Source organism: Roseibium aquae (assembly GCF_008711285.1).
GTDB lineage: Bacteria > Pseudomonadota > Alphaproteobacteria > Rhizobiales > Stappiaceae > Roseibium > Roseibium aquae.
The window spans coordinates 348,898-360,174 of record NZ_VXDC01000001.1 but is presented as its reverse complement, the minus strand read 5'-3'; the positions used below and the strand labels follow the sequence as shown (position 1 = coordinate 360,174).

General features: G+C 60.0%; 12 protein-coding genes. 2 read left to right on the top strand and 10 right to left on the bottom strand.

The window, feature by feature from the left end; genetic code table 11:
* Positions 1-97 precede the first annotated feature (97 nt).
* The 10 genes from F0184_RS01545 to F0184_RS01500 form a co-directional block, all read right to left on the bottom strand.
* Complete coding sequence (locus F0184_RS01545) at positions 98-1,123, bottom strand: trans-3-hydroxy-L-proline dehydratase (RefSeq protein WP_150493746.1); 1,026 nt, start codon at positions 1,121-1,123, stop codon at positions 98-100.
* Between the two features lie 8 nt (positions 1,124-1,131).
* The gene (locus F0184_RS01540) at positions 1,132-2,235 is read right to left on the bottom strand and encodes a cis-3-hydroxy-L-proline dehydratase (RefSeq protein WP_150493744.1); all 1,104 of its coding nucleotides are present in this window, start codon (positions 2,233-2,235) and stop codon (positions 1,132-1,134) included.
* Between the two features lie 12 nt (positions 2,236-2,247).
* Entirely contained in the window at positions 2,248-3,486 is a 1,239-nt protein-coding gene (locus tag F0184_RS01535; RefSeq protein ID WP_150494596.1) for an NAD(P)/FAD-dependent oxidoreductase, read from the bottom strand.
* A gap of 38 nt (positions 3,487-3,524) precedes the next feature.
* Positions 3,525-4,955, bottom strand: coding sequence for an aldehyde dehydrogenase family protein (locus tag F0184_RS01530; protein WP_150493742.1), 1,431 nt, complete (start codon positions 4,953-4,955; stop codon positions 3,525-3,527).
* A 15-nt stretch (positions 4,956-4,970) separates the two neighbouring features.
* Positions 4,971-5,903 (bottom strand): 4-hydroxyproline epimerase, encoded by a 933-nt coding sequence (locus tag F0184_RS01525; protein ID WP_150493740.1) that lies wholly within the window; start codon positions 5,901-5,903, stop codon positions 4,971-4,973.
* Positions 5,894-6,853 carry a dihydrodipicolinate synthase family protein gene (locus tag F0184_RS01520; RefSeq protein WP_150493738.1) on the bottom strand — a complete coding sequence of 320 codons (960 nt, stop codon included), beginning with the start codon at positions 6,851-6,853 and terminating at the stop codon, positions 5,894-5,896. Before F0184_RS01520 ends, F0184_RS01525 begins: the two co-directional genes overlap by 10 nt.
* 81 nt (positions 6,854-6,934) lie before the next feature.
* The gene (locus tag F0184_RS01515) at positions 6,935-7,657 is read right to left on the bottom strand and encodes an amino acid ABC transporter ATP-binding protein (RefSeq protein WP_150493736.1); all 723 of its coding nucleotides are present in this window, start codon (positions 7,655-7,657) and stop codon (positions 6,935-6,937) included.
* The gene (locus F0184_RS01510; protein ID WP_150493734.1) at positions 7,654-8,316 is read right to left on the bottom strand and encodes an amino acid ABC transporter permease; all 663 of its coding nucleotides are present in this window, start codon (positions 8,314-8,316) and stop codon (positions 7,654-7,656) included. Before F0184_RS01510 ends, F0184_RS01515 begins: the two co-directional genes overlap by 4 nt.
* Before the next feature lie 10 nt (positions 8,317-8,326).
* Positions 8,327-8,989, bottom strand: a complete 663-nt coding sequence (locus F0184_RS01505) for an amino acid ABC transporter permease (protein ID WP_150493732.1) — start codon at positions 8,987-8,989, stop codon at positions 8,327-8,329.
* Between the two features lie 64 nt (positions 8,990-9,053).
* Entirely contained in the window at positions 9,054-9,854 is an 801-nt protein-coding gene (locus tag F0184_RS01500; protein WP_150493730.1) for a transporter substrate-binding domain-containing protein, read from the bottom strand.
* Positions 9,855-10,044: 190 nt separating this feature from the next.
* Between F0184_RS01500 and F0184_RS01495 the strand changes: the two genes are divergently transcribed.
* Together F0184_RS01495 and F0184_RS01490 are read left to right on the top strand one after the other, a co-directional pair.
* A complete protein-coding gene (locus F0184_RS01495) occupies positions 10,045-10,704 on the top strand; it encodes a GntR family transcriptional regulator (protein ID WP_150493728.1) in 660 nt (219 codons plus the stop codon).
* Between the two features lie 228 nt (positions 10,705-10,932).
* Positions 10,933-11,268: a hypothetical protein gene (locus F0184_RS01490; protein WP_244298947.1), complete on the top strand. Its 336-nt coding sequence runs from the start codon at positions 10,933-10,935 to the stop codon at positions 11,266-11,268.
* Positions 11,269-11,277 lie beyond the last annotated feature (9 nt).

Sequence of the window (11,277 nt, the reverse complement as noted above, 5' to 3'; positions counted from 1 at the left end):
CATTTTTCGTGAAAGCTGAATCACTTGAAATGCTCTATGTTCTGGTTTTTTCGCAATTTCGCGAGCGTAAAAGTCTCCAACTTTTACTGAAATTGCTCTAGGCGCCCCATGTATCGCTCAGCCGGTATCCTTCGGGCCAGGGGTCGTCCGGGTCCAGCATGTGCTGGTGCAGTCCGGTGATCCATCCCCGCCCGGAGATTTCCGGCAGAATTCCTTTCCGACCGCCAATGGCCTGTTCGCCCAGGATCCGCCCGGTAAACGTGGACCCGATGATGGACATCGCCTCGAAACTGTCCCCCACCCTCATTTCCCCCTTCGCTGCCATCAGCGCCATGCGCGCGGACACGGCCGTTCCAGTTGGAGAGCGGTCGATTTTTCCAGGCTGGATCGCCACGGCGGACCGTCCGGTGAGGGTCCTCCCGGTTCTCGACACGGGACCGCAAAAGGCACAGAAGGAAATGTGGTTCCAGCCCGCGTTTTCCGGGTGAGAAAAACCAAGCTGTTCATTTGCCGCATTGGTGATGCGAACGCCCAGCCGGGCGAGGTCCTTGGCTTCGTCTTCGGCAATGGCAAATCCGAGCGCCCTGGCATCCACCACGACGAAGCTGTCGCCGCCATAGGCTGTATCCACTGTCAGGGTGCCCAAACCCTCCACGTCCAGGGGCACCGCCAGCTTGTCCGCGAAACTGGGGAGGTTTTGAACAAAGATCCGCTCCGCCTTGCCGTTTCTGCATTCGGCCCGCACCCGGACCAATCCGCCCGGCGCTTCGAGAACCATCTCCGTGACGGGCTCCCGCATGGGAACGATGCCACTGTCCAGCAGAACGGTTGAAACACAAATTGAGTTGGACCCGGACATGGGCGGGGTGTCTTCCGGCTCCATGATGATGAAGGCTGCGTCCGCGTGCGGATGACGCGGCGGGACCAGCAGATTGACATGGCGGAACACACCGCCGCGTGGCTCGTTCAGAACGAAGTTGCGCAGGCCAGCGTGACTGGCAATGAAATTGCGCTGGTCCCAAAGCGTTTCCCCCGGTGGAGGCAAGACCCCGCCAACAATGACGTCACCGACTTCGCCTTCGGCATGACAGGAGATCACATGAATGGTCTTTGTGCTACGCATGGCGCCCCCTACACATACCTGGCGACAGGTTCACCCAAGGCCTGGAAAACCGGCGAAATACCAAGGCCCGGACGGTCCGGCGCCGTCATTCGGCCATTCACCCGTCTCGGTGCGCCTTCGGCGATCTCGACCGTGCCGTAGCTGTTGAAGTCCGTCGCCGAAAAAGTGAAGTCGGCCGGGGTCGAACGGGCAAGATGGGCGATCGTCGCCGTCGTGATATCCCCGCCCCAGGTGTCCTCAATGGTCATGGGTATGCCATGCGCCACGCACACATCCCGCATGAGCTTGGCTTTGGTCAGCCCGCCAACTTTCGAGATCTTCAGATTGATGCAGTCCATCGCATCTTCGGCCAAGGCCCGCACTAGGGTATTCACGCTGTCGATGACCTCGTCGAGAACAAAGGGCAGCGCAGTTCGGCGGCGAATGGACAAGCTTTCCTCATAGGTCACACACGGCTGCTCGATGTATACATCAAGATCGGACACTGCCCCCACGACACGGGCGGCCTCCTGTTTGGTCCAGCCGGTGTTGGCATCGGCGATCAGAAGATCGGCAGGTCGCAAGACGGCGCGCGTGGCCCTTATGCGTTCGATATCCGCATCGGCGTCGCCCCCCACCTTGAGCTGAAACTTCGTGTATCCCTCGGCTGCATAGCCTTCGATCTTACGGGCCATCGCGTCCGGATCCTCCTGGCTGATCGCCCGATACAGCACCACATCGTCCTGCACTGCCCCGCCAAGCAATGTGTACACCGGCTGCCCGGTTGCCTTGCCCAGAAGATCCCAGCACGCGATATCGACCGGGGCCTTGGCGTAGGGGTGTCCACGCAAGGCCGCGTCCATCACCCGGTTGATCTCGCCAATGTTCAGGGGATCACGGCCGATCAGGTGCGGTGCCAATTCTTCCAGACCGGCCCGAACACCGCGTGCGAAGCTCGGAAGGTAAGCCGATCCGAGCGGGCAGCACTCGGCATACCCCTTCAGCCCGTTGTCGGTTTCGATTTCGACCACCGTGCTGTCGAACACCTCGACATAATTTCCGTTGGACCAGCTATACCGCCCCTCTTTCAGCGGGAGGTCGACCTGATAGACGGTGAGGGCGGAAATCTTCATGATCGGGTATCCTCAAAAGCGGCTGGCGGAAAAGGCAGTCAGATCGATCGGCGGACGGTTTCCGCCCACAAGATCGGCAATCAGCTCGGCGGTTCCCGCCGATTGGGTAAGACCGAGATGACCATGGCCGAACGCGTAGAGCACGCGCCCGTCGCCGGGTGAGCGGCCGATCACCGGGAGGCTGTCCGGCAAGGATGGCCGGAACCCCATCCACTGCGAACCACCTTCGGTTTTCAGGTCCGGCAGGAACCGGCGGGCCTTTTCAAGCAAGATGTCGGCGCGCCTGTAGTTCGGACCAAGGGCAAGCCCGCCGAGTTCAACCGCACCTCCCACGCGCACGCCGCCATTGATCTTGGTCACCACAAACCCGTGGGCGGGAAATGTCAGGTGCGTTTTCAGATCAAAGGCCCCTTTGTCCAGGGTCGTGTTGTAGCCCCGTTCGGTTTCCAGCGGGATGTGATCGCCAAGCGAGGCGGCAAGTCTGTGCGACCATGCGCCCGCGGCAACGACAACTTGCCGGGTAGTGACGGCTTTGTTTGTCGTCATGATCTCGATATGGTCCTCATGCCGAACCAGACGGAGAACGTCTTCCGCCTCGCAGCGCCCGCCCCGGCTTTCAAAAACGTGACGAAGATGGCTCAGCCACCGGGCCGGATCGCATGTATTCGTCCAATCCGGTGTATAGGCCGCATGGGTAAACCGGGGATCCAGGCCCGGTTGATAGGCGGCAATGGCCTCCCGGGTTTCAAGCAACTCAAACCGGATCCCATGTTCACGCCGCAGCTCCCAGCCCGGCAGGCTGGCCCGGAATTCCCGTTCCCCCTCATAAAGCTGGAGTTGACCTTCGGCCTGCAGCAGATGTTGGGCGGACGCATCGGTGACCTGGCGCGTCAAGGCGGCTTGCGACACCCGCATCAACGACGCCTGAGCTTTCATGGAAGCGCGATACCGATCCGGCCAGCTGGCACGCCAGAAGCGCATCATCCATGGAGCGATTTTCAACGCATACACAGGCGGCACCGACAGGGGCCCCAACGGATCCAGCAACCACCTCGGAGCCTTGCGCATGATGCCTGGCGTTGCCAGAGGAACAATGTCGGAAAAGGCAAAGGCACCCGCATTCATGGCGGAGGCCTTGAGCGCCGGGTCAGGCCGGTCGAGCACAAGCACGGCGCGCCCTCTCGACTGCAAGGCGAGCGCTGTGCTGATGCCGACGATACCGGCACCAATCACGATCATGTCGGAAGGCATGGAAGCCGCCATGGGAGTGTTTTCCAAAGCGTTGGGGGTCAGGGAAGCGTGTAGGCGGTTTTGACCGTCGTGTAGAACTCGGCGGCATAGCGCCCTTGCTCCCGCGACCCGAAACTGGATCCCTTGGTGCCCCCGAAGGGCACATGGTAGTCGACCCCGGCCGTCGGCAAATTGACCATCACCATGCCGGCCTGCGCTCTTGCCTTGAAATCGCTGGCATGTTTCAGCGAGGTCGTGCAAATGCCGGCGCTAAGGCCAAACTCCGTATCGTTCGCGGTATGGAGCGCTTCTTCGTAATCCTTCACCCGGATCACCGACGCCACCGGTCCGAAAACCTCTTCGCGGTTGATGCGCATGCCATTGTCGGTCTCGCTCACGAGCGCGGGCGCCATGTAAAAGCCTTCGGTTTCCCGGTTGAGCCGCTCCCCGCCCAGAACGCGACCACCTTCCTTCGCCGCAATATCCACATAGTCGAGATTGCGCTGAAGCTGACGCTCATCCACCACCGGTCCCATTTGAACCCCATCTTCCAGCGCGTTGCCCACATTGAGCGCCGTCATGGCCCCGGTCAGGGCCGCGACGAACCGGTCATGGATCGCCTCGGTGACAATCAACCGGGAACTGGCCGTGCAGCGCTGGCCGGTGGAGAAAAAAGCACCGTTCAGACATGCGGCGACAGCGACGTCGAGGTCGGCATCGTCCAGCACCACCATCGGGTTCTTGCCGCCCATCTCCAACTGCACCTTTTTCAAGTGCCGGCCGCAGGCGGCGGCAATCCCGCGTCCGGTCGGCACAGACCCGGTGAAGGAGATCGCATTCACCTTGGCGCTTTCCACAAGCTGGGGCCCGATGTGCGATCCGCGCCCCATCACCAAATTCACGACGCCGTCGGGAAGCCCCGAACGGGAAAGAATTTCGGTCAGGGCATGCGCGGATCCGGGAACGAGTTCGGCAGGTTTGAGCACAACCGTGTTGCCGTAGCAAAGCGCCGGCGCGATTTTCCAGGCCGGGATCGCAATGGGAAAGTTCCATGGTGTAATGAGGCCGACCACGCCGATGGCGGAGCGGGTGACGTCAACATCGATCCCCGGGCGCACGGAAGCCAGTCTTTCGCCGGCAAGACGCAAAGCTTCGCCGGCAAAAAACTTGAAAATCTGACCGGCGCGCGCCACCTCGCCGACCCCTTCCGGCAGCGTTTTTCCCTCCTCGCGGGACAACAGCCGCCCCAGTTCCGCCTTGCGGGCCAGAAGTTCGGTGCCGACAAAATCCAGCACATCAAATCGTTGTTGCGGTGTGGAGGCGGCCCAGCCAGGGGCCGCCTGATGAGCCGCATCGATCGCCTGATCGAGCTGCGCGGCATCCGCGTTCGCGGCATACCCCAGAATGTCGCTGACGTCGGACGGATTGATGTTCGGGACCCCGTCCGGGGTCTCCAGCCAGTGTCCACCGACGAAATTCTTGTAATCCATGATTGGCTTCCAATGTCAGAGGCGGATGCCCGACCGATACGGGTCCGCCGGATTGAAGATCAGCGTGGCGTCGGATGTCACGAACGCCTTTCCGGTAACGCTTGGAATAACGCCGCCGTTTATGCCGTGCCGATAGCTGATGGTGTATGTGCTGCCGATGATGCTTTCCTGGACATATGGCTGTCCGGGCGCCAGCGCATTGTCCCCGGAAAGGCAGGCGAGCTTTGCCGAGCATCCGGTCCCGCAAGGTGAACGGTCATATGCCCCGCCTGGACAAAGCACAAAGTTCCGGCTGTCGGCACCCGGTGTCATAGGCGACCCGAACAGCTCGATATGATCGATCCAGGCACCATCCCGGCCCGTGATACCGGCCCGCTCCAAAGCCGAGCGCACCTTCAGCGTGAAATCCGTCAAGGCGCGGATATTCTCCCCCCGAAGCGAGATCGGGCTCTCCTTCACCAGAAAGAACCAGTTCCCGCCCCAGGCAACATCCCCTGTGACAGGACCAGCGCCCTCGACTTCAACCCTGACATTCTTCCTGTACCGGTAGCTCTCGACATTCTCCACACACACTGTCTGGGCATCTTGCAAATCGAACGAGACTTGTCCCACCGGCGTATCCAGACGGTGCTGCCCCGGGCCGATCCGGCCGAGATGCGCCAAGGTCACACCCAGGCCGATGGTTGCATGGCCGCACATTCCAAGGTTCTGGAGATTATTGAAATAGATCACGCCAGCGGCACAGGAAGGATCGTCCGGCGGCACCAGAAGCGCGCCGATGATCGCATCATGCCCCCGTGGCTCCAGAACGATCGAGGCGCAAAAATCGAGATGATGCGCCTCCAGCCGCCGGGCACGGTCGGCAAGCGGACCGGATCCAAGATCGGGCCCTCCGTCCAGAACAACGCGGGTTGGTTCGCCCGCCGTATGACTGTCGATCACGCGCATCCGGCCATCGCGCCTTGCTGCTTGCACCAATCCGAATACCACGCCTTGAAGAGACGATACTGGGTTTCAACGTAATTCCTCTGCGCGTCCGTGAGGGCATCGCTTTCATTGAAGTGCAGACGGTACGCCTCCTCTCCGTTCAAGACCATCAGATGCTTGTAATAGAGAACCAGGTCCGGCCCTTCGTCGAAACTTGACAGGACTGCGAGCGCTTCATCGAGTTCGCGCGCGCGCCGGCGGGCCTCGGCATTGCCTTGCGCCGCCAGTTTGCAAAGCGAAACCAGATGCAGAACCTCCTTCGGGATTGCATTGCCAATCCCGGTGATCGCGCCCGTCGCCCCGCAATTGACGAACCCGTGATAGACAGCCGTATCGACACCGACCATCAACGTCACATGCTCATCCTTCGAGGTGATGTTTTCGGCCGCATAGCGCAAGTCGCTCGCCCCGCCGAACTCCTTGAAACCAATCAGGTTCGGGAATTCGGACCGCAGATCGAAGAAGAGCTCCGCGCGGGTCGCAAATCCGTAGTAGGGGCTGTTGTAGATCACTGCCGGAAGGTTCGGAGCAGCGCTCAGAATCGCGCTGAAATGGCTGCGCTGCGCGGCGGGCGAGCTTCCGCGTGACAAAACCCTTGGGATGACCATCAAGCCATGCGCGCCCACCCTGGCGGCATGGGCGGCATGGGCTACGGCGCACGCGGTGTTGACGGCACCGGTCCCTACCACAACCGGAACACCCGCCTTGACCAGGCGCTCGACACCCTCCATCCGTTGATCATCGGTCAACAGAGGCCAATCGCCCATCGAGCCGCAATAAACCACGGCGGACATGCCTGCGTTCACCAGTTCCTGCCCTTTTTCGACAAGCGCCTCAAAATCAGGCGTTCGGTCGGGCTTGCACGGGGTCATGAGGGCCGGCATGCAGCCGGTAAAAATATTGCACGTCATGTTTGGCTCCTTGAATACCGGACCGGCGCGACAGCTCACACGCTGGCGAGAGCGCGCCGCGAATATGAACCGGCTGTGAGGTTAACGCACATTGGCGAGAAATTTGCGGGTGTGTTCCGATTGGGGATCGCAGAATATCTGAGACGGCGGGCCGATCTCCTCCATCACACCTCGATGAAAGTAAGCGACCCGGTCCGAAACATCCCGAGCAAATCCCATTTCATGGGTGACGCAGATCATCGTCATGCCCTCGTCCGCCAGAAGGCGCATCGTATCCAGGACCTCACCGACGAGTTCCGGATCAAGCGCCGATGTCGCTTCGTCGAACAACATATAGGCTGGCTCCATTGCAAGCGCGCGGGCGATCGCAAGCCGTTGCTGCTGTCCACCGGACAGCGCGCTGGGATAGACATTCAGCTTGTCCTCAAGACCGACATGCTTGAGTTGCCGGACAGCGATCTCACGCGCCTCGCCGCTGGATTTGCCGCGCACGATCCTCGGTGCGAGCGCAACGTTTTCCAGCGCCGTCATGTGGGGAAAGCTGTTCCATTGCTGGAACACCATCCCCAGCTTCTGGCGCAGTTTGTTGATGTCCGTTCCTTTTGCATGAACATCGGTGCCATCGACGAAGACAGAACCTTTCTGGATGGGCTCCAGACCGTTGATGCAATACAGCAGTGTCGATTTGCCGGAGCCCGATGCCCCGATCACCGACAGAACCTCACCTTTTCGCACATCAAGATCGATGCCTTTGAGAACCTGAAGAGCGCCGAAGTATTTTTCAAGGCCGCGTATCTCGATCATTGGGCCCACCTTTTTTCCAGTTTTGCGGCATAGCGCGAGATCGGGAAGGACAGGGCGAAGTAAAACGCACCCGCAAGCGAAAGAATGAGGAACGGTTCCTGGGTCCGGGTGATGAGGATCTGGCTCGCTTTGAGAAGCTCCACGTAGCCGAGGACCGACACCAGGGCGCTGTCCTTCATGACACCCAGGGCAACACCGACCCACGCGGGAAATACCGCCCGCCCGCCGATTGGCAGCACCACGTGGCGCATGTCCTGCCAGTAGCTCATACCCAGCGACCGGGCCGCGCGGCGCATTGGCCTTCCGACCGCCTCGATCCCGCCGCGAGCCACGTTTGCAACCAGCGCTGCGGTATAGATCGTCAGGATCACCACTCCGGACCAGAATGGATCCAGGTTGAGACCGACGATCGGCGCAAAATTGTAGAAGAGCACGAGTTGAATGATCAGCGGGACCGACCGGAAGATATCCAGAACCGGCGCGAGAGTGAGCGCTGCAAGGATCCGGCCCTCGTGGAGCAACCAGCCGAAAATCACACCCAGCGCGGTTCCGATGGAAATCGACAAGACCGAAGTCCAGAGTGTGCGAAGCGCCGCCTCGCCCAAAAACCAGACGTCCTTGATGGTAAAGCCCGAGAAGAAACTGATGGTCTGATCCATGACGGCCTCCTCAGTACCGAAACAAGCGCATGGCCAGAAGGCGCGAAGCGGCAAGGATACATTTCACGATCACGTAGTAAATGACGGCGGTGACAGCGAAATACTCGAAGATCCGGAAGGTCCGGCTGGCGAAAAACTGTGTCTCGCCGCTCAGTTCACGAAAGCCGACCAACATCCCGAGCGAGGACATGAGGACCGCCCAAACCATTTGATTGGTGATCGGGTGATAGACGATGCGAAAGACCTGAGGGATGATGATGCGGGTATAGGTCTGCCATTGCGTCATCCCAAGGGAACGCGCGGCGCGCATTTGGGTCTCGGGCACGGCCTGAAAACCGCCCCGGAAGTTTTCGGCAAGGTAACCGGCGCAATTGAAACTCAGGGCAGCCAATACAATCGCGAATGGCGTCAGGTGCACCCCGAAAGCGCCGATACCGAAGCCGAAGAAAAACAACTGGAAGAGGGCCGGCGTGTTGCGCGCCAGTTCCACCCACGCTGTTGCCAGCCAATACAGCACGCCGTTCCGGTTCATGCGGATCAACGCCAGACACAACCCGATACCTATGCCGATCACCATCGAAAGCACGGCCACCTGCAGCGTCAACAGACCCGCTTCCAGCAGATCCGGCAGATTTTTCATCACCGGCCGCCAATGGAAGTTGTAGTCAAACATGAGGTTTTGAAGCTCCGCCTCGCCCCACCCGAAACCCGGGCAGGGCGGCCTGATTGATCAGCGGTCAGTACATCACACCCGGAATGCGGAGGTCTGGTGCCTCCCCGCCGACATACTTGCCCCAAAGCTGGGCGTAGCGGCCCGAGCGCACCTGGTGCGTGATGAACAGGTTCAGATAGTTGAGCCAAGTCACGTCCTCACGCTTGCCGACGACGGAGGTGTAGTCCGTTGTCCATGGCATGCGGGGCCCGGCGATTACGGTGTCATACTGCTCGGTGATCGGCTTCACGGCGGTGTTGGTTGTGATGCCGATATCTGCCTTGCCCTGCGCCACGGCAAGAAACACTTCGTTTTCTGACTGATACCCCTGATAGAGCCCCTCTTCGCCCCACTCCTTTGCGATTTTCAGCCATTCCTGCTCCGGGACCGTGCCAACGGCGGCGGCCACGCGCTTGCCCCGGATGTCTTCGAAAGTCTCGATTCCGCTCTGCGCATTCACCACGCCTTGCGCATAGTAAACGGCATAGGGGATGGTAAACCCGACGGTTCTGGCCCGCGCGAGGCTGTCCGAGGTGGCCCCGAACACGACATCTGCACGGCCGGTCACGATTACCGGCAAACGTTCGGCCCAGGTCACGGGGAGGATCTCGGCATCGACCTCCAGCGCGGCGGCCAGGTCCTTGCAGTAGTCGACATCAAAGCCCGCAGGCTCGTTGTTGGCGTCACGGTATCCGATCGGCGGAAAGTCGAGAACGACACCGCAGCGCAACGTACCCCGGTCAACGACGTCGTCCAGTGTATCGGCAACCGCCGGAACGGATGCGGCAAGCGATAAGGCTGCCGCTGCCATGATTTTCTTCAACATGAGTTCCCCTCTTTGGTGCGAGTTTTTTGGTTCGAGTTTTTCTGCACGGGGCTGGAGCCCACGGTACTCCCTCGACGGGCAACCGATAGCCTAATTGGATCCAATATTCAATATAAAATATTCAATATGACATTTCCCTTCAAACGACAGTCGAGTTGCCGTAAAACGCTCGTTCAAGGAGATCCCGGCTATGAAATTGAAATCGATGGATATTTCTGCGACCGCATCGGCGTCATCGATTGTGTTCGATGCCTTGCGCAAAGCGATCGTCGAGGGAGAACTGGCGGAGGGAGAACCCTTGCGTCAGGACGAAATTGCCCGTCTTTTCAACACAAGCCGCATACCCGTCCGCGAAGCGATATCGCGCCTTGAAGAGCAGGGCCTCGTCAAGACCCAACGCTACAAGGGAGCGATCGTCGCAGGGCTTTCGCCAAAAGAAACCGCGGAAGTCTTCGATCTGCGAGCGCTTATCGAACCGGAGATCATGCGGGATGCCGTGCCTCGCATGTCCAAAGACCTTCTGACCCAAGCGAGAGAAAAATGCGTTGCATTCGCGTCCTGCACCGAACCGATGGCCTATGGCGATCTAAACCGCGCCTTTCATGAAACGCTCTACAGCGCCAGCGACCTGAAGTTCTTTCAGGATGTGGCCAACAACGCCATCGATCGGGTCGAACGGCAGATACGCGCCCAGTTGGTCATGTCAAACGGCATGGAGCGGGCTGGCCGCGAGCATTTCGCCATTCTCGACGCGTGTGAGAAAGGCGATGCCAACCTCGCTTCAGAACTCACGCGGGCGCATATCGAGGGCGCGAAAGAATCACTGCTTGAGCATCTCAAGAACGTCTAGACCAGGTGGCGTTCATTCAGAACCGGCTCACCAACTAAAGCTGAGCGGCCCCTGAGACTCCAAGCATCTTTGGGCGTTTCTCACAAACGACCGATGCCGTAGAACCCAGATCTGGCAACGAGTTGGAAGACCGTTATCGTTTCATTCTCTTTCTTGTGATCGAAGTCATATTGACCATGCCGACATCGCCCGCATATTGAGGCCGGGCGGAACACACGGAGACGTCACATGGAACAGGTTTTCACCTGGCGGAAAACGCCTCCAATCCGCTGGCTGACCGCTGCTATGATCGTGGCCGCCCAGGGCTTCCTGATTGAGGGCGCAAATGCCCAGGCCCGTCCAGACACCCGGACAATGACCTGCCTCGAGGCACGCACACTGGTGCAATCACGCGGCGCCGCCGTGTTGACAACAGGGCAATTCACGTTCGAGCGTTTCGTTGCCAATGGGCGCTATTGCGTGAGCAACACCCAGATCCTTCAACGGGCGTTCGCGCCCACGAAAGACAATGCATCGTGCACCATCGGCTTTGTCTGCCAGGAGCGGCCCGTAAACAGGCGCTGACGAGACCGG

Excerpts from the sequence above, each read along its gene's own strand:
- F0184_RS01530 (WP_150493742.1), bottom strand. The coding sequence starts at position 4,955 with ATGGATTACAAGAATTTCGTCGGTGGACACTGGCTGGAGACCCCGGAC.
- F0184_RS01490 (WP_244298947.1), top strand. The coding sequence starts at position 10,933 with ATGGAACAGGTTTTCACCTGGCGGAAAACGCCTCCAATCCGCTGGCTG.
- F0184_RS01535 (WP_150494596.1), bottom strand. The coding sequence starts at position 3,486 with ATGCCTTCCGACATGATCGTGATTGGTGCCGGTATCGTCGGCATCAGC.
- F0184_RS01495 (WP_150493728.1), top strand. The coding sequence starts at position 10,045 with ATGAAATTGAAATCGATGGATATTTCTGCGACCGCATCGGCGTCATCG.
- F0184_RS01540 (WP_150493744.1), bottom strand. The coding sequence starts at position 2,235 with ATGAAGATTTCCGCCCTCACCGTCTATCAGGTCGACCTCCCGCTGAAA.
- F0184_RS01500 (WP_150493730.1), bottom strand. The coding sequence starts at position 9,854 with ATGTTGAAGAAAATCATGGCAGCGGCAGCCTTATCGCTTGCCGCATCC.
- F0184_RS01520 (WP_150493738.1), bottom strand. The coding sequence starts at position 6,853 with ATGACGTGCAATATTTTTACCGGCTGCATGCCGGCCCTCATGACCCCG.
- F0184_RS01515 (WP_150493736.1), bottom strand. The coding sequence starts at position 7,657 with ATGATCGAGATACGCGGCCTTGAAAAATACTTCGGCGCTCTTCAGGTT.
- F0184_RS01510 (WP_150493734.1), bottom strand. The coding sequence starts at position 8,316 with ATGGATCAGACCATCAGTTTCTTCTCGGGCTTTACCATCAAGGACGTC.
- F0184_RS01525 (WP_150493740.1), bottom strand. The coding sequence starts at position 5,903 with ATGCGCGTGATCGACAGTCATACGGCGGGCGAACCAACCCGCGTTGTT.
- F0184_RS01545 (WP_150493746.1), bottom strand. The coding sequence starts at position 1,123 with ATGCGTAGCACAAAGACCATTCATGTGATCTCCTGTCATGCCGAAGGC.
- F0184_RS01505 (WP_150493732.1), bottom strand. The coding sequence starts at position 8,989 with ATGTTTGACTACAACTTCCATTGGCGGCCGGTGATGAAAAATCTGCCG.